The organism is Mycobacterium sp. C31M (assembly GCF_053345865.1).
Map to the genome: position 1 here is coordinate 400,793 of NZ_JBKFAX010000003.1, position 15,912 is coordinate 416,704.

Annotated in this window: 16 protein-coding genes; 9 read left to right on the forward strand and 7 right to left on the reverse strand. The window is 66.8% G+C overall.

Annotated features, from left to right (window positions below):
- The first annotated feature begins 5 nt into the window (after positions 1-5).
- The 4 genes from ACLBYA_RS06815 to ACLBYA_RS06830 are packed head-to-tail and all read left to right on the forward strand — an operon-like array spanning position 6 to position 3,468.
- Positions 6-914: a metal-dependent hydrolase gene (locus ACLBYA_RS06815; RefSeq protein WP_447708590.1), complete on the forward strand. Its 909-nt coding sequence runs from the start codon at positions 6-8 to the stop codon at positions 912-914.
- Positions 914-2,029 carry a hypothetical protein gene (locus tag ACLBYA_RS06820; RefSeq protein WP_447708591.1) on the forward strand — a complete coding sequence of 372 codons (1,116 nt, stop codon included), beginning with the start codon at positions 914-916 and terminating at the stop codon, positions 2,027-2,029. The genes ACLBYA_RS06815 and ACLBYA_RS06820 overlap by 1 nt, the downstream gene beginning before the upstream one ends.
- A gap of 39 nt (positions 2,030-2,068) precedes the next feature.
- Complete coding sequence (locus ACLBYA_RS06825) at positions 2,069-2,677, forward strand: TetR/AcrR family transcriptional regulator (RefSeq protein ID WP_447708592.1); 609 nt, start codon at positions 2,069-2,071, stop codon at positions 2,675-2,677.
- Positions 2,674-3,468 carry a thioesterase family protein gene (locus ACLBYA_RS06830; RefSeq protein WP_447708593.1) on the forward strand — a complete coding sequence of 265 codons (795 nt, stop codon included), beginning with the start codon at positions 2,674-2,676 and terminating at the stop codon, positions 3,466-3,468. Before ACLBYA_RS06825 ends, ACLBYA_RS06830 begins: the two co-directional genes overlap by 4 nt.
- Here ACLBYA_RS06830 and ACLBYA_RS06835 read toward each other — a convergent pair.
- On the reverse strand, positions 3,453-4,217 hold the full coding sequence (locus tag ACLBYA_RS06835) for an SDR family oxidoreductase (RefSeq protein WP_447708594.1): 765 nt from the start codon (positions 4,215-4,217) through the stop codon (positions 3,453-3,455). The genes ACLBYA_RS06830 and ACLBYA_RS06835 overlap by 16 nt on opposite strands.
- A 192-nt stretch (positions 4,218-4,409) precedes the next feature.
- On the opposite strand from ACLBYA_RS06835, the gene ACLBYA_RS06840 reads away from it, so the two are divergent.
- Genes ACLBYA_RS06840 through ACLBYA_RS06850 form a run of 3 tightly spaced genes read left to right on the forward strand, consistent with a single transcriptional unit; the run spans position 4,410 to position 6,214 of the window.
- On the forward strand, positions 4,410-5,024 hold the full coding sequence (locus ACLBYA_RS06840; RefSeq protein WP_447708595.1) for a sigma-70 family RNA polymerase sigma factor: 615 nt from the start codon (positions 4,410-4,412) through the stop codon (positions 5,022-5,024).
- Positions 5,025-5,057: 33 nt separating this feature from the next.
- Positions 5,058-5,780, forward strand: coding sequence for an SDR family NAD(P)-dependent oxidoreductase (locus tag ACLBYA_RS06845; protein ID WP_447708596.1), 723 nt, complete (start codon positions 5,058-5,060; stop codon positions 5,778-5,780).
- A 41-nt stretch (positions 5,781-5,821) separates the two neighbouring features.
- Entirely contained in the window at positions 5,822-6,214 is a 393-nt protein-coding gene (locus ACLBYA_RS06850) for a cupin domain-containing protein (protein ID WP_447708597.1), read from the forward strand.
- Positions 6,215-6,352: 138 nt separating this feature from the next.
- Here the strand turns inward: ACLBYA_RS06850 and ACLBYA_RS06855 are convergent, their stop codons facing one another.
- Positions 6,353-6,775: an STAS domain-containing protein gene (locus tag ACLBYA_RS06855; RefSeq protein WP_447708598.1), complete on the reverse strand. Its 423-nt coding sequence runs from the start codon at positions 6,773-6,775 to the stop codon at positions 6,353-6,355.
- A 223-nt stretch (positions 6,776-6,998) separates the two neighbouring features.
- Positions 6,999-8,219 carry a DNA polymerase domain-containing protein gene (locus ACLBYA_RS06860; protein WP_447708599.1) on the reverse strand — a complete coding sequence of 407 codons (1,221 nt, stop codon included), beginning with the start codon at positions 8,217-8,219 and terminating at the stop codon, positions 6,999-7,001.
- A 55-nt stretch (positions 8,220-8,274) separates the two neighbouring features.
- Between ACLBYA_RS06860 and fadD2 the strand changes: the two genes are divergently transcribed.
- Both fadD2 and ACLBYA_RS06870 read left to right on the forward strand, forming a co-directional pair.
- Positions 8,275-9,987: a long-chain-fatty-acid--CoA ligase FadD2 gene (gene fadD2 / locus ACLBYA_RS06865; protein ID WP_447708600.1), complete on the forward strand. Its 1,713-nt coding sequence runs from the start codon at positions 8,275-8,277 to the stop codon at positions 9,985-9,987.
- 46 nt (positions 9,988-10,033) lie between these two features.
- A complete protein-coding gene (locus tag ACLBYA_RS06870; RefSeq protein WP_447708601.1) occupies positions 10,034-10,813 on the forward strand; it encodes an SDR family NAD(P)-dependent oxidoreductase in 780 nt (259 codons plus the stop codon).
- Positions 10,814-10,902: 89 nt separating this feature from the next.
- On the opposite strand, the gene ACLBYA_RS06875 is transcribed toward ACLBYA_RS06870, so the two are convergent.
- The 4 genes from ACLBYA_RS06875 to ACLBYA_RS06890 all read right to left on the reverse strand — a co-directional run bounded on the left by ACLBYA_RS06875 (position 10,903) and on the right by ACLBYA_RS06890 (position 15,887).
- Positions 10,903-13,092, reverse strand: a complete 2,190-nt coding sequence (locus ACLBYA_RS06875; RefSeq protein ID WP_447708602.1) for an acyl-CoA dehydrogenase — start codon at positions 13,090-13,092, stop codon at positions 10,903-10,905.
- 88 nt (positions 13,093-13,180) lie between these two features.
- A complete protein-coding gene (locus ACLBYA_RS06880; protein ID WP_447708603.1) occupies positions 13,181-14,146 on the reverse strand; it encodes a 2-hydroxyacid dehydrogenase in 966 nt (321 codons plus the stop codon).
- A complete protein-coding gene (locus tag ACLBYA_RS06885) occupies positions 14,122-15,255 on the reverse strand; it encodes an alpha/beta hydrolase (RefSeq protein ID WP_447708604.1) in 1,134 nt (377 codons plus the stop codon). The genes ACLBYA_RS06880 and ACLBYA_RS06885 overlap by 25 nt, the downstream gene beginning before the upstream one ends.
- The gene (locus tag ACLBYA_RS06890; protein ID WP_447708605.1) at positions 15,252-15,887 is read right to left on the reverse strand and encodes a TetR/AcrR family transcriptional regulator; all 636 of its coding nucleotides are present in this window, start codon (positions 15,885-15,887) and stop codon (positions 15,252-15,254) included. The genes ACLBYA_RS06885 and ACLBYA_RS06890 overlap by 4 nt, the downstream gene beginning before the upstream one ends.
- Positions 15,888-15,912 lie beyond the last annotated feature (25 nt).

Consider the following 15,912-nt stretch of genomic DNA (forward strand, 5'->3'; position numbering starts at 1 on the left):
GACCCATGACCGATCTTGTGGTGCGTCGGCCGAAGTTCGATTTCTCCGATCCGGTGCCCTGGAACTGGAACCCGGCCAACCCCGCGTTCTCGTTCTTCATGAACGCGACGTCGATGCTGGCCGTCGGTTTCGAGCAGATGATCGTTGCCGCCGTCAACGAGGCCAGGCCGCTGATCACCGATCCGCGGATCGCCGACGAGGCCACCGCGTTTCTGCGGCAGGAGGCCCAGCACTCCAGCACCCACCGCAAGCACGTCACCGCCCTGATCAAGGCCCACCCCGGGCTGCAGCAGACCTTCGATGCGGTGACGGCGAGCTTCGAGCAGGTCACCGCGACCACCCCCGTGCAGTTCCGGCTCGCCTACATCGCCGATCTGGAGGCGACGTTCACCCCCAGCTTCAAGATGATGCTGGACAACGAGGACACCTTGTTCCGGCCCGGTGACGAACGTGTCGCTTCGCTGTTGGTGTGGCACTTCGTCGAGGAGGTCGAACACCGCAGTTCGGCGCTGGTCATCTACGACGCCGCGGTGGGCCGAACCTGGTACCGGATGCGAGTGCTTCCCGCGGTGGTCAAACACATGATCAGCGTCCTGGCGTTCATCGCCGAGGGTGCCAATGCGCATGTGCCGGAACGGGAACGGCAGGTCGACGCCCGAACGCTGCTGCCGGCCTTCGGCCTACGGCAGACGCTATGGCAGAAACTCGGGCGCGACCGTGGCGGGCCCGGGGCGGCCTTCGCCTCGGTGCCACGGAGGCAGCGGATGATCGCGGGTGCGCGGGTGCTGTTGAGCCAGACCCCCTTCCACGATCCGGACCGTGAGCCGCTGCCGGAACTTGCCGACCGCTGGTTCCGGCGCTGGGACGACGGGGTCGACGTCACCCGCTGGTACACCGCCGAGGCGGTCCGCTGATGGCGCAGTGCAACACGACGTTCGACGGTCTCGCCCATCAGCTCGGCGGATTCACCTGTGTCGACGCGCCGGCGATCGTCAATCTGCGTAATCCCCTCGGGTTGTCGAACGCGACCATGCCCGTGCTGGAACTGCTGATGGTCGCCGGGGCGGGCTTCGCACTCTGGTGGGCGGTGCGCCGCGCGCATCGCGCGGGTGACCCCACCAACCTCGTGCTGTGGTTCGCCGCCGTCGTCTATCTGTTGACCGTCGAGATCCCGCTGTACTTCCCGGATGGCTTCGGGGTGCAGGACCACGTCGGAGTGGTGTTCGCGCACAACGTGTTCGGTGTGCAGTTCATGTATGACCGACTACCGCTCTACATCGTGTCGCTGTACCCGGCACTGGCGGTGCTCGCCCATGAGATCGTGCGGGCCCTCGGCGTGTTCCGGGACCGCGGATTGGTGATCGGGGCGGTCTGTGTCGGATTTGTGCACCACTGCTTCTACGAGGTGTTCGATCAGCTCGGACCCCAATTACGTTGGTGGGCCTGGAACACCGACAATCCGATGAATCATCCGATGCTGGCCTCGGTGCCGATGACCAGTGTGGTGATCTTCGCGGCACTCGGGCCCGGTGTCCTGGTGCTGCTGGTTCGGTGGTTGGTGCGCGAAGATCGCACCTACCGTCGGTTGGCACTCACGTGGCGTGCGCTGGTGGCGGGAATGCTGGTCCCGCTCGGCCTGGTCATTCTGAGCATCCCGTACTCGATATTCGGCGGTGCCGATCCGAACACCACCGCGCAGGCTGTGGTGTTTTCCGTGGAGCTGGTACTGATCGCCGTCATCGCGGTGCCGGTGCTGTGGCGGCAATGGCGTGTCCGGCGACCTGGTCGATCCGACGGCAATCTTTACATCGCGGTGTTCGGCTCGGCCTATCTCGGTGTGCTCACGGTTCTATGGGTGATCGCACTAACCGCGTACTTCGGCGCGGTCGACGGTGTCACCGCCGATGGCACGCCGACCGGCAGCCTGCTCTACGCGACCGTGTGCCTGGTGGTCGCCGCGCTGTGCGTCGCCGCTGCCGGGGGCGCGGCAGTGTCAGGCCATCGCCGGGCGCTTGTCGAACACCGCTAGCTTTACAGTCATTAATTAACATATGTAAAGTCAGTGGGCATGCAGGTCCGCAAGCGCAACGCCAGGGGAAGTGGTGCCCTGTTGCGCGCGGAGATCCTGGCCGCCGCGGGTGAATTGCTCGACCAAGCCGACCGTCGATCCGATGTCACCTTGCGCCAGATCGCCATGGCCGCGGGCATCTCCGCGCCCGCGATCTACGGGCATTTCGCCGACCGCGATGCAATCCTGGCCGCGCTGGTGGATCAGTGCTGGCACCAGGTGGTCGCGGACATCAAGGCGGCCGCGGCGCCGGAGTCCGCCCCGCGGGAGCGGTTGCTGCGCGGCTGCCGCGCTTATCTGGACTTCGCGCAACGTCACCCGGGGCGCTACGCGCTGATGGCCGAGACCGCCGGTCCGACCCCGGCGGCCCTGGAGGCGCTCGGGGTGCTCACCCGTGCGCTGGCCGCGTGCCAGACCCGACCGGAGGTGCATCCCGAGGCGGCCCGGATCGCCGCGGCGCTGTCCACCGGACTGCACGGGATCGCCATGCTCAACCGCGCCGACGCCCCCTCGATGTGGCTCAGCGACGTCCCACCCGACGTAGTGCTGCTGACCCTCGTCGACTCCGCCATCGTCCAGCAGAACCGGCCAGTACAGGAGAACCGATGACCGCCTTCGACAACGGAACAGCGCTGACACTCGGCGCTGACGGGAACGTGCATGGTCGCACGGTGCCGGAGTGGGCGAACATGGTGGGCCCGTTCGGTGGAATCACGGCCGCGGTGCTGGTGCGGGCGATCGAGCTGCAACCCGATGTGCACGGCTTCCCGCTCGCGCTCACGGTGAACTATCTTGCGCCGATCGTCGACGGGGACTTCGATATCCACGCCCGTGCGGTCCGCACAAACCGGTCCAATCAGCACTGGATCGTCGAACTGAGTCAGGACGGCCAGACCAAGACGACGGCGACGGCCGTGTTCGGCATCCGCCGGGATACCTGGGGTGGCACCGAATACGTGGCGCCACAGGTTCCGGCACCGGATCAGTTGCCCCCGAACGACAATGGGCCGAAGTGGATGTCGAACTACGATATGCGCTATGTCGCCGGCGCCATTCCCAGTCCCGGCGATGCACCGGCGGACAGTTCCGAAACCCTGCTCTGGGTCCGCGACAATCCGATGCGGCCAATGGATTTCGCCTCGCTGGCTGCCATCTGCGATATCTTCTACCCGCGGGTGTACCTGCGCCGGGCCCAACTGACTCCGGCCGGGACGATATCGATCACCGTCTACTTCCACGCCGGCCCCGCCGACCTCGCGGCCCAGGCCGACGGGTATGTGCTGGCCCGGGCGCGAGCACAGCAGTTCGCGACGGGCCATTTTGATCAATCGGCCCAGATCTGGGGCGCTGGTGGCACATTGCTTGCCACCAGCCACCAGATCGTCTACTTCAAGGGCTGAACGCGCGAGGCCAGCAGCCACTCCTCGAACGTCGTGCCGAACAGCGTCGCACCCGCTGCGGGCACCAGGGTGTCATCCTCCAGTTCGGCGCCCCAGTACCGGGCCGTCAGATCCGCGACCACGCTGCGGGCATCGCCGTGTGCGGTCAGCGCGGTCCGGATGAGCTCGTCGAGCCGGTAGCGCTGCGGTCCTGCGACATCCCGGTGACCGGCGACCGGGGCGCCCGCCGCGGCGATCGCCACGGCCCGGGCAACATCGGCTGAAGCCATCGGCTGAAAGGCCACCGGGGCCAGCCGCACGGTGGTCCCGTCGGTCGCGGCATCGGCGATCCCGTTGACGAACTCGAAGAACTGCGTGGCCCGCACGATCGTGTACGGCACCGGCGACTCCCTGATGAGCGTCTCCTGTGCGAGCTTGGCGCGGAAGTAACCACTCTGCGGCGCCAGCCGCTCGGTGCCCACCACCGACAGCGCGATGTGGTGCCCGACGCCGGCGGCGGACTCGGCGGCCAGCAGGTTGGTGGTGGCGGTGCGGAAGAACTGCATCGCCGCGTCATCGGAGAACGAGGGTGAGTTCGAGACGTCGACGACGGCGTCGGCACCGTCGAGCGCCAGCGCCAGCCCCTCCCCGGTGATGGTGTTGACCCCGGTCTGCGGGGCCGCGGCCACCGCGTCGTGGCCGGTCTCCGACAACCCGCGGACCACCTGCGAGCCGATCAGCCCGGTACCGCCGATGACAACGATCTTCATGATGAACCTCCTGCTCGATGGCGGGCGATCTGTGTCACACCCACCGACCAGAACGGCGTGAGCAGCGCGTAGTCATCCGTGGCCGGTGACTACGGATTCCGACTACGGGTTTCCAAGGGTTCTTTCCCGGTCGCGCAGGCCGAGTGTGGATCTCAACAGAACAGATTCGGGCCAGGAGAGCGGAGCGTGCACATGAACGTTGTGATGGATGAGGACCAAGAGGTCAGTGCGACCGGCGAGACCCGGACCGAGCTGGCCGCGCGGTTCGAGCGCGAGACCCGGCCGCTGCATCCGGTACTGATGCGTGGCGCCCGCCGCCTGACCCGCATCGAGGCCGACGCCGAGGACCTGTTGCAGGACGCGTTGATGCACGCGTTCATGGGATTTCACCGTTTCGAGCCGGGCACCAACCTGAACGCCTGGCTGTTCCGCATCCTGCACAACCGGTGGATCAGCGGCTATCGGATGAAGCAGCGGCGCCCCGCCGAATACGCGGTCGAGTCGATCGCCGAACTCGATCTGCCGGCCCGCACCGTGCATGCGTGTTCGGCGGAGGCGACGGCTCTGGACTGCGTGCCCGATGCCGAGATCAAGGCCGCTCTGGAACAACTGCCCGAAGGTTTTCGGACCGCGCTCTACTACGCCGACGTGCAGGGGCTGACCTATGCCGAGACCGCCGATGTGATGGGCACGCCGATCGGGACCGTGATGTCCAGAGTTTTCCGTGCCCGCACACAACTGCGCGCCGCGTTGGCCGGGCTGGCCCAGGAACGGGGAATGGGACGACTCGAAAAGCGTTCCGCATAAGGTCATTGAAGACACGAAAGGCTAGGAATAGCAATGGATTTGAAGAACAAGACCGCATTGATCACGGGCGGGACGGCGGGTATCGGTCTGGCCACCGCGCGACTGTTCGCCGAAGCGGGTGCCACGGTGCTGATCGCGGGGCGGGACAGAATTCGCGGTGAGTCCGCGGCGGCGGATATCGGCGGTGACGTCCGATTCCTCCCGGTTGACATGGGTGATCTGGAGTCGGTGGCCGAGTTGGTGCGCGCCAGTGGCGACGTCGACATCCTCGTCAACAATGCCGCCCGCTTCCCCGGCGCCGCGACGGTCGATCAGGACGTGGCGTCGTTCGAGTCCACGTTCGACACCAACGTGCGCGGGCTGTACTTCCTGGTCGCGGGTCTGGTGCCGAGCATGTTGGCACGCGGTGCGGGCAGTATCATCAACGTCACCTCGCTGGTGGCGTCCAAGGGTGTGCCCGGGGCGTCGGTCTACAGCGCGTCCAAAGCTGCCGTCGAATCGCTGACCCGGACCTGGGCGGCGGAGTTCGGTCCGCGCGGTGTGCGGGTCAACACGGTGGCCCCCGGACCGACCGATACCGAGGGTGTGTACGCCGAATGGGGCGACACGAATGCCGAACTGGGCCGGGCGCTGCCGATGGGACGCACCGCCGCACCGGCGGAGATCGCGCAGGCCGTGCTGTTCCTGGCCTCACCCTCGTCGAGCTTTGTCACCGGACTGACGCTGCACGCCGACGGCGGCGGTGCCGCCATTTAAGCCCCGGCGGCGGCGCCGCCATCTGATCAGGAGGTCACAAAATGTCCGAAGCATGGCGGACGGCACTCACCGTTCTGCAGGAGGCCAAGCCCGAGATCCCGGCGGGCGCCCACGTGATGACGGTCGTGGTCGAGTTCCCGCCCGGTGATGCGGGCACCCCGCCGCATCGGCATCCGGGGCCGGCGTTCGGCTATGTGATCTCCGGTGAGATGTTGTTCGAACTGGAGGGTCAGCCACCACGGGTGATCCGCGCCGGCGAGGCGTTCTGGGAGCCGGGCGGTGACGTCATCCATTACAGCGACGGCAACAACCGCACCGACATTCCGAGCAAGTTCACCGTGACGATGATGTGCGTTCCGGGACGGCCGATGCTCGAACTGGTCGATGCGGCCGAACTGGAGCAGCGCCGGAGTCTGCGCTGGCGGCCGTCCTGACACGAATCGGCCCTCCCACGCTGGTGGTGGGAGGGCCGATTCGGTGTCGAAGTGGGGCCCTAGTGGGCCGGCTTGCGGTGCCGACCGATCAGGGCGGTCAGCCAGCGAACGTCGAGCAACATATCGGTTCCGCCTTTCTTATGCGGTCTTGTGCAGCAGGGGGAGCAGACGCCGCCGGGCGAGAGTGCCCTCGGCGAAGTGGTGCAGCGCCTCCGGGACGGAGACCGTGATGGGGAATGCGTCGTCGAGCATGTGCAGGACGTCGAGGACGGGAGCGCCGGCGACCAGCGCCCACTCGACTCCGGCCATATCGCATTCGTCATCGAGGGCGTAAAGCAGTGAGACACCGCGGGCGGACAGGAAGGTCACGTCGCTGAGGTCGAGGACGAACGGCTTCTCCGTCAGCACCAGGCGGCGTACCTGCTCGGTCAGGCGCTCGACGTTGTCGTCGTCGATGATGCCGGACACGGTCACCACCAAGGCGAGATGGCGGCACTGCGCCCGCAGTTCGGCACCCTCGCACTCGACTGCAGGATTCCCGTACCGGAATGCGATTGTCATGTACTGCCTCCCTTCGTGGTTATCAACTGCCATCGAAGTTATCGGCGGACTCTAAGGTACTTGGGAGTAGTGATTGAGACTTTGCTAAGAAGATAGTCTGAGAGCCGGGTAAGGGATCGCTGAGCAAAATGTAAGTCGTTGTCCCACAATGGATTTCAATAACCCGTTTGGGACGCCGGAGTACCGGGTACACCTTACTGCTGAGTAGCCTGAATTCGCGATGTCAGTGTCGCCACTGATTACCCGAATATCCGTCCCACGGTGAGTAGTCGGCGATGAGTTCTTCCTGCGGCGGGCGCTGCCCCTTCGGCACGTGCTGCAGGTTCAGCCGCACCCGGTACCAGATCGAGCTCGGGCCGCGCATTCCGTCGACCAGAATGTCGATGGGTTGGAGCAGTTCGGCCACCGCGGGATGGCGCTCCCGCCAGACATCCAGCGCGGCCATCGCCTCGTCCTTGGTCTTGGTCCTGGCGACCTCGATGAGCGGCATCTGCTGGACCCGGTGGCCCTGCCCCCTGGGTGGCTTCTCCGCAGGCCCCAGTGTTTCGGCGAGTTCCAACAGCCCATCGAGCGTGCCCGCAGCACTGTCCATCTCTGCCCACGGATCGCCGATGGTGGCGAAGCGGCCGGGCACGGTCGCCACCGTGAAATTCTCCGGTCGGCAGTCGGCGACCTCGTCCCATTGCAGCGGGGTGGAGACCCGCGCGTCGGGGGTGGCCCGCACCGAATACGCCGAGGCGACGGTCCGGTCCTTGGCGTTCTGATTGAAGTCCACGAACACCCGCACGCCGCGTTCCTCTTTCCACCAGCGGGCGGTCGCCAGGTCCGGTACCCGGTTCTCGACTTCCCGGGCTACCGTCTCGGCGGCCAGCCGCACCTTGGCGAACGGCCACTGTGGGTGGATGCGCGCGTAGATGTGGAAACCCCGCGATCCCGAGGTCTTCGGCCAGGCGGTCAGGCCGTACTCCTCCAGGACCGCGCGGGCGACCGCCGCGACGTCGAGGATCTGCTGCCAGTCGACGCCGGGCATCGGATCCAGGTCGACCCGCAGCTCGTCGGGATGCTCCAGGTCGCCGGACCGCACCGGATGCGGATTGAGGTCCACGCAGCCGAGGTTGACCGCCCAGATCAGACCCGCCGGCTCGGTGAACACCGCCTCCTTGGCCGACGTGCCCGAGCGGTACTTCAACTCCGCCACATCGATGAAGTCGGGCCGTTTCTCCGGCGCCCGCTTCTGGAAGATGGCCTCCACCCCGATGCCCTTGACGAACCGTTTCAGGATCATCGGTCGGTCCCGCACCCCGTGCAGCGCGCCGTCGCAGACCGCCGTGTAGTAGTCGAACAGGTCGCCTTTGGTCAGTCCGATATCACCGAAGACGACCTTGTCCGGGTTGGTGATGGGCACCTGTAGGCCCGCGATCTCCAGATGCTGGCGAGCGGCCATGTGTTCATCGTAGGTTCGGCGTCGGACAGCGACCGATGTCACATAAGGTTGACACATGTCGAAGCTCATCCCGGCGGACGCGCTCGCCAAGGTCCAGCAATCGGTCGGCAAGTACCTCGATCGGGGGTCCGCCGAGCTGCACTACGCCCGCAAGATGTTCCAGGCCGGTGCCCTCAAGCTGGAGGCGCCGAAGGACATCGCGGCGTTCGCAGGCGATATGAAGCAGTGGGGCGAGATCGGGATGATCCCGGCGCTCAACGCCCGCCGCTACCCGACCCGCAACGCGGTGATCGACGACTTCGGGACCATGACGTTCAAGGAACTCGACGATGCGGTGAACGCCGTCGCCAACGGATTGCTCGCGCGCGGCATCAAGGGCGGCGACGGGGTCGCGATCCTGGCCCGCAACCACCGGTGGTTCCTGGTGTCGGTGTATGCCACCGCCAAGATCGGTGCCCGCATCATCCTGCTCAACAGCGAATTCTCCGGCCCGCAGATCAAAGAGGTGTCCGAACGCGAGGGCAGCCGGATCATCATCCACGACGACGAATACACCGCGGCGGTGTCACAGGCCTCGCCCGAGTTGGGCAAGCTGCGGGCCCTCGGCGTCAACCCCGACCGTGCTGAATCTTCGGCTGCCGCCGACGGCGACGAGCCGTCGGGCAGCACCGACGAGACGCTCGAGGAGCTGATCGCCCGCACCGGTTCGACGCCGCCGCCGAAGGCGACCAAAAAATCGTCGATCATCATCCTCACCAGTGGCACCACCGGGACCCCGAAGGGCGCCAACCGCAGTGCCCCGCCGTCGCTGGCCCCGGTCGGCGGCGTGCTGTCCTCGGTGCCGTTCAAATCGAACGAGGTCACCTCGCTGCCGGCGCCGATGTTCCACGCGCTGGGCTTCCTGCACGCGACCATCGCCATGATGCTGGGCACTACGCTGGTGCTGCGGCGGCGGTTCAAGCCGGCCACCGTGTTGGCCGATATCGAGAAGCACAAGGCGACCGCGATCGTCGTCGTCCCGGTGATGCTGTCGCGGATGCTCGACGAGCTGGAGAAGACCTCACCCAAGCCCAACCTGTCCTCGTTGCGCATCGTGTTCGTCTCCGGCTCGCAGCTGGGTGCCGAACTGGCCACCCGGGCGATGAAGGATCTGGGCCCGGTGATCTACAACCTGTACGGCTCCACCGAGGTGGCCTTTGCGACCATCGCTGGGCCGCAGCATCTTTCGAAGAACCCGGCGACCGTCGGCCCGGTGGTCCGCGGCATGAAGGTGCGCATCCTCGACGACAACGGCAACGACGTTCCCAAGGGGGAGGTGGGCCGGATCTTCGTCGGCAACTTCTTCCCGTTCCAGGGCTACACCGGTGGCGGTGGCAAGCAGATCATCGACGGCCTGCTGTCCTCCGGCGACGTCGGCTACTTCGACGAGGATGATCTGCTGTACGTCAGCGGGCGCGATGACGAGATGATCGTCTCCGGTGGCGAGAACGTCTTCCCGGCCGAGATCGAGGATCTGGTCAGCGGCCACCCCGAGGTGGTCGAGGCCACCGCGCTCGGTGTCGAGGACAAGGAGTGGGGCCACCGGCTGCGCTGCTTCGTCGTCCGGGTCGAGGGATCGAGCGTCGACGAGGACACGATCAAGGCCTACGTCCGCGACAACCTGGCCCGCTACAAGGTGCCGCGTGAGGTGGTCTTCATCGAGGAATTGCCGCGTAACCCCACCGGCAAGATCCTCAAGCGCGAACTGCGCGAGCTCGAACTCGACTGATATCGGCCCGGGAATACCGCGGTGCGTGCCGGGGTAATACCTCTTCGTGAATATCGATCTCTCCGGTAAGACCGCACTCGTGACCGGCTCGACCCAGGGCATCGGGTTGGCCATCGCACAAGGCCTGGCTGCGGCCGGTGCCCGCGTGATCGTCAACGGCCGCACCCAGTCGCGGGTGGACTCCGCCGTCGCCGAGGTGGGTGTCGACGCCGTCGGCTTCGCCGGTGACGTGGCCACCGCCAAGGGTGCCGACGCCCTGTTCGCCGCGTTCCCCGCGGTCGACGTGCTGGTCAACAATCTCGGCATCTTCGAGGCGGTTCCGGCCCGCGAGGTGACCGACGAGCAGTGGCGCACCTACTTCGACGTCAACGTACTCTCGGCGGTCCGGCTGATCCGCGCCTACCTACCCGGGATGATCGAAAAGGGTTGGGGCAGAGCACTTCAGATCGCGAGTGACTCGGCGATCGTCACCCCGGCGGAGATGATCCACTACGGGGTGTCCAAGACCGCGCTGCTGGCGGTGACGCGCGGGTTCGCCAAGGACGCCGCCGGCACCGGCGTGACGGTGAACTCGGTGATCGCCGGCCCGACACACACCGCGGGTGTCGAGGACTTCGTCTACCAGCTGGTGGACAAGAATCTTCCGTGGGACGAGGCGCAGCGTGAGTTCATGCGGTTGCACCGGCCGCAGTCGCTGATCCAGCGGCTCATCGAACCCGAGGAGATCGCCAACATGGTGGTCTACCTGTCCTCGCCGTTGGCCTCGGCCACCACCGGTGGTGCGCTGCGCGTCGACGGCGGGTACGTCGATGCCATCCTGCCCTGACGAGCAGACGCAAAAACCCCCAATTTCGTTGGAAAAAGGGGGTTTTGCGTTCCCTCGCAAGCGGGAGGTGCCCCCAGCTCGCGGGAGGGCTACGGGTCGCGGGGCAGGCCCAGCAGCCGCTCGGCGATGATGTTGAGCTGCACCTCGGTGGTGCCGCCGTAGATCGTGGTGGCCCGGCTGAACAGCAGCCGCTCCGACCACTTGCCCGGATCCAGCTCCTTGTCACCGACCGCACCGTCGGTGCCGAACGAGGACACCCCGAACTCGGCGTAGCCCTGACCGGTCTTCATCGACAGCAGCTTGGAGATGGCCGCGGCCGGCATCGGATCGCCACCAGCCAGCGTGAGGAGTGTGGACCGCAGGTTGAGCACCTTGGCGGCGTACCCCTCGGCGATCAGCTTGCCGGCGTGGTTCTGCTCGATCTGGTCGAACTGGCCGTCACGGATGAACTCCACGAACTGCTCCAGGCTGGCCAGGAACGGCGGTTCGGCGCTGCCGATGGACACCCGCTCGTTGGTCAGCGTGTTGCGGCTGACCTCCCAGCCGCGGTCGACCTCGCCGAGCACCATGGAGTCGGGCACGAACACATCATCGATGAACACCGTGTTGAACATGGCGTCGCCGGTGAGCTCGCGCAGCGGCTTCACCTCCACCCCAGGCGATTTCATGTCAACCAGGAAGTAGGTGATGCCACTGTGTTTGGGAGCGCTTGGGTCCGTTCTGGCCAGCAGTGCGCCCCACTGGGAGAACTGCGCGCCGGTGGTCCAGATCTTCTGCCCGGTGATCCGCCAGCCGCCGTCGACCTTGGTGGCCTTGGTGGTCAGGCTCGCCAGGTCCGACCCGGCACCCGGCTCGGAGAACAGCTGGCACCAGATCATCTCGCCGCGGAACGTCGGCGGCAGGAACTGTTGCTGCTGTTCGTCAGTGCCGTAGGCCACGATCGACGGGATGATCCAGGCCGCGATGCCCATCTGCGGCCGCGCGACCCGTCCGGTCGAGAACTCCTGGGCGATGATGATCTGCTCGATGGGCGTCGCGTCCCGGCCCCACGGCTTCGGCAGATGCGGCTGCACCCAGCCGCCCTCGGCGATCGCGGTGTTGCGCTCTTCGCGGGCAATGGCTTTCAGCGCGGCCACCTCGTCGCGGATATCCGCACGCAGCTTCTCGGTGTCGGGATCCAGGTCGATGTCGAGCTTGCGCAGACCCGTACCGGTGGCGGTGTCGACAACCTGCTGTGGGTAGTCGGCGGCGCGGCCGAACGAGGCCACCAGCACCAGCGCGCGGCGGTAGTAGACGTTGACGTCATGCTCCCAGGTGAAGCCGATGCCACCGTGCACCTGGATGCATTCCTGGGCGCAGTGCTGCACCGCCTCCGGTGCCAGGGTGCCCGCCACCGCAGCGGCGAACTCGTACCGGGAATCCTCTGTGCCACCGTGGAACTCGTCGATCGCGCGGGCGGCGTCCCAGACTGCGGCGGTGGCCCGCTCGGTCTCGGCGATCATCCCGGAGCACTTGTGCTTGACGGCCTGGAACTGCCCGATGGGCCGGCCGAACTGCTCGCGGATCTTGGCGTACTCGGTGGCGGTGTCGGTGGCCCAGCGCGAAACGCCGACACACTCAGCCGACAGCAGCGTCGAGATCAAGGCGCGGGCGTGACCGCGGGTCAGGTTCGACAGCACCCGGTCGCTCGCGACCTCCACCGCGCTGACGCGCACATGGGCCAGCGGGCGCAGCGGGTCGAGGCTCTTGACCTCTTCGAGTTCCACAGACGCGGCGTCCAGGACGACCCACTCTTCGCTGCTGTCGATCGATACCGGCAGCACGAGCAGCGACGCCTGAGCCGCCGCCGGGACGGCCCGCACCTCGCCGCGGATGACGAGGTTGTCGCCCTGGCGGGTGGCGGTCAGGCCGGAGTCGATGGCGTAGGCGGCGATGGTCTCACCGGATGCCAGGCCGCTCAGCAGCGGAGACGAGGCGTCGTGGGCCGCGATCAGCGCGCTGGCGATGGCCGACGGGACGAACGGGCCGGGCACCGCGCCGTAGCCGAACTCGGCCAGTGTGATGGCCAGTTCCAGGATGCCGAATCCCTGTCCGCCGACCTCCTCGGACAGGTGAACACCCTGCAGGCCCTGCTCGGCGGCGGCCCTCCAGTACGGCGGCGGATTCGAGATCGGCGTTTCCAGTGCCGCGTGCAGCACGTCGGACGGGGCGACCTTGGCCACCAGAGACCGGACCGAATCGGCCAGGTCGTTGTGTTCAGAGTTGATCGCGATGGGCACGCTTTACCTCCATGGGGGCAACTTCCCTAATAACCGGTCGGTTGGTAACCGAGGGTACCCCCGGGGTGATGGCACTCACGCCCCGCCCCTATTGCACTTGGTTCACCACGTTCGCCAGTTCACGGCCGTCCCGGATCCGTCGACAGTTGTCCACCGCCACCTCCAGATAGCGGCGCATGGTGTCGGCGGTGTACCAGGTGACATGCGGGGTCAACACCACGTTGTCCAGCCCGAGCAGCGGATTGTCGGCGGTCACCGGTTCGACCGAGAACACATCGAGTCCGGCCGCGGCCAGCCGGCCACTGCGCAGCGCGTCGGCCAGTGCGTCCTCGTCGACGATCGGGCCGCGGGCGGTGTTGACCAACACGGCATCGGGTTTCATCAGCCCGATTGCGTCGCGGTCGAGCAGGTGGTGCGTCGCCTCGGTCAGCGGCAGATGCAGCGAGACGATATCGGCGGTGGCCAGCAGATCGGGCAGCGGCCGCCAATCCGGATGCCCGTCATCGCGGGTGCTGGTGTGCAGGACGCGCGCGCCGAGTGTTCGCAGCACCGTCTCGACCTGTTTGGCGATGTTCCCATAGCCGACCAGGCCCACGGTGCACCCGCCGATATCGCGCACCGTCTCGCCGAACATCGGATCCGAGGGCCAGCCCCGGCCCTTGCGGGTCGCCCGATCCAGTACCGGCAGCCGACGCAACGCCGCGAGCATCAGCAGCAGCGTGCCCTCGGTGACCGACGGCGCGTTGGCGCCCGGCATGTTCGCGACCGCGATACCGCGCTGCGTCGCGGTTGCGACGTCGATGGTGTTCACCCCCGCGCCCAGCTTGTGCACCAGCCGGCAATTGCCCGCCTGCTCCAGATCGGCGCCCGACAGCGGACGCAGCACATGCCAGATCACCTGGGCGTCGGGTAGCTCGCGGTAGAACGTCTCGTCGTCATCCTCGGCGCACCACCGAATGGTCAACCAATCCGATTCCGGTGCAACGAGGTTCAGCACCTTCTCGCCCGGGGTGAAATGGGCCAGGACCTTTACCGCCAGCGCTTGGCTATCCACTTGGCAATCGTATCGGCCTGCTCGCTGCGGGCTCCCGGGGTGGTGAAGTAGTGGTCGGTGTCGATCGAGACGAGGCCCTTGTCCGGGCTGGCCAGCGCGTCATGGATGCGCCGGGCATCGGACGGATAGACCCCGGTGTCCTGGTCGGCATTGATCACCAGTGCGGGGCAGTCGATCAGCGCCAGGTGTGGTTCGGCCCGGGTCTGGGCGTGCCGCAGGCTCCACATACCGATCCAGTTGCGCAGCGTGCACGCCGCGGCGATGCCACGTGCGGATCGGTTGGCGTTGACGGGGGTGCCCGCGTAGCACAGATTGCCTTGGCGTCTGGTCGGTTCCAGCGTGGGGTCGACCATCCGTGGGTCCGCCCAGGTGCGCAGCACGGTGAACGGCCGGTCGGAGAACCCGGCGGCCTGCACCCGTTTCAACTCGGCCTCGGCCCAATCGGTGATCGCCTCGTTGCGCGCGACCTGGGCGGCGCGGTAGCGCTCGATGAACTCCGGGGAGTAGGCGGGCCCGTTGCGCTTGTCGAACAGATCGAGCTCGGGATTGCTTGTGATGGCGTCGTTCTCGTCGACGACGGCGGCATCCATCCAGTTGGTCAGCACATCCGGGCGACCCGGGTGGGCCGCGCTGGCCACATAGCCGTCGGCGGGCAGCAGATCGGTGAGGCCGGCGGCCGGCCGCATACCGTCCAGGGGCGTGACGTGGTGGTGCCGGGCCTGGGCCTGGTACGCCGACATCAACGACCCGCCACCGGAATTGCCGAGCAGGATCACGGTTTCGATGTTCTGGACCTCACGCAGCCAGCGCACCCCGACACCGATGTCGACCAACGCGTGGTCAAGCAGAAAGCTGCTCTCGAAACCGCGGAAGCGGGTGTTCCAGCCCAGGAACCCGATGCCGCGGGTGGCCAGGTAGTCGGCGAGATAGTGCTCGGAGAAGTCGATCTGATAGTGGGTGGCGATCACCGCCACCTTCGGTTTGCGGCCGACGCCACGGTGATACAGACCCTGGCACGGGTGACCGCCCGCCCCGGCGCGCCGGGCGGTGGGGGAGTCGGACCCGACGAACTCCCGGATCACCCCGGGTGTCGCGCTCTTCGACGTCATGACTGCGCCGTCTCCTCGTGATAGATGGTGCGATAGAAGATGGCGGCCAGGGTGGCGATGCACTTCTGATCGTCGGCGGTCTGCGCCCCGGTGCCGGACAACTGGGTGTAGCAGAACTGATTGAGCATCGACACCAGGGCCACCGCAATCAGGTGGGCGTCGTCGCCCACGCACAACCCTTGCGCCTGGGCCTGTTTCACCATCGCCGTGATGAGCGTGATGGGGAGTTCGCAGATCTCGGCCCAGTACTGCGCGAAATCGTCGCTGACCATCGCCAACTGGGATACCGCGATGATCTCGGCCAGGCGGTGCCGGTAGGTGTTCCAGTGGGCCGCCGCCGCGGCATGCGCGCGTTCGGTGTTGTCCAGGCCGGGTTCGGCCGCCGCACGGGCGCGGTCGCGCGCCTCGTCGCGGAAGCGGACGGCCCACTCACGGACCATTGCCTCCTTGGAGTCGTAGTAGTTGTAGAACGACGCCGTCGACCGGCCGGCCTCGCCGGCGATATCGGCGATGGTGGTCGCCAGAATGCCCTTGCGCGCGACGACGGTTCGCGCGGCGGCGTCGATGGCGGCCTGGGTCTGCCTGCCGCGCGCGGTGGGCAGTTCAACCCGAGTGGTCACAGTGCCCTCCATTGATCGAATCTGAATCTGATGTTAG

What these genes read in the sequence shown, in the direction of transcription:
- ACLBYA_RS06860 (WP_447708599.1), bottom strand. Translation starts at nt 8,219, where the DNA reads ATGGCCGCTCGCCAGCATCTGGAGATCGCGGGCCTACAGGTGCCCATC.
- ACLBYA_RS06825 (WP_447708592.1), top strand. Translation starts at nt 2,069, where the DNA reads ATGCAGGTCCGCAAGCGCAACGCCAGGGGAAGTGGTGCCCTGTTGCGC.
- ACLBYA_RS06820 (WP_447708591.1), top strand. Translation starts at nt 914, where the DNA reads ATGGCGCAGTGCAACACGACGTTCGACGGTCTCGCCCATCAGCTCGGC.
- ACLBYA_RS06850 (WP_447708597.1), top strand. Translation starts at nt 5,822, where the DNA reads ATGTCCGAAGCATGGCGGACGGCACTCACCGTTCTGCAGGAGGCCAAG.
- ACLBYA_RS06890 (WP_447708605.1), bottom strand. Translation starts at nt 15,887, where the DNA reads ATGGAGGGCACTGTGACCACTCGGGTTGAACTGCCCACCGCGCGCGGC.
- ACLBYA_RS06835 (WP_447708594.1), bottom strand. Translation starts at nt 4,217, where the DNA reads ATGAAGATCGTTGTCATCGGCGGTACCGGGCTGATCGGCTCGCAGGTG.
- ACLBYA_RS06815 (WP_447708590.1), top strand. Translation starts at nt 6, where the DNA reads ATGACCGATCTTGTGGTGCGTCGGCCGAAGTTCGATTTCTCCGATCCG.
- ACLBYA_RS06845 (WP_447708596.1), top strand. Translation starts at nt 5,058, where the DNA reads ATGGATTTGAAGAACAAGACCGCATTGATCACGGGCGGGACGGCGGGT.
- fadD2 (WP_447708600.1), top strand. Translation starts at nt 8,275, where the DNA reads ATGTCGAAGCTCATCCCGGCGGACGCGCTCGCCAAGGTCCAGCAATCG.
- ACLBYA_RS06840 (WP_447708595.1), top strand. Translation starts at nt 4,410, where the DNA reads ATGAACGTTGTGATGGATGAGGACCAAGAGGTCAGTGCGACCGGCGAG.
- ACLBYA_RS06885 (WP_447708604.1), bottom strand. Translation starts at nt 15,255, where the DNA reads ATGACGTCGAAGAGCGCGACACCCGGGGTGATCCGGGAGTTCGTCGGG.
- ACLBYA_RS06830 (WP_447708593.1), top strand. Translation starts at nt 2,674, where the DNA reads ATGACCGCCTTCGACAACGGAACAGCGCTGACACTCGGCGCTGACGGG.
- ACLBYA_RS06855 (WP_447708598.1), bottom strand. Translation starts at nt 6,775, where the DNA reads ATGACAATCGCATTCCGGTACGGGAATCCTGCAGTCGAGTGCGAGGGT.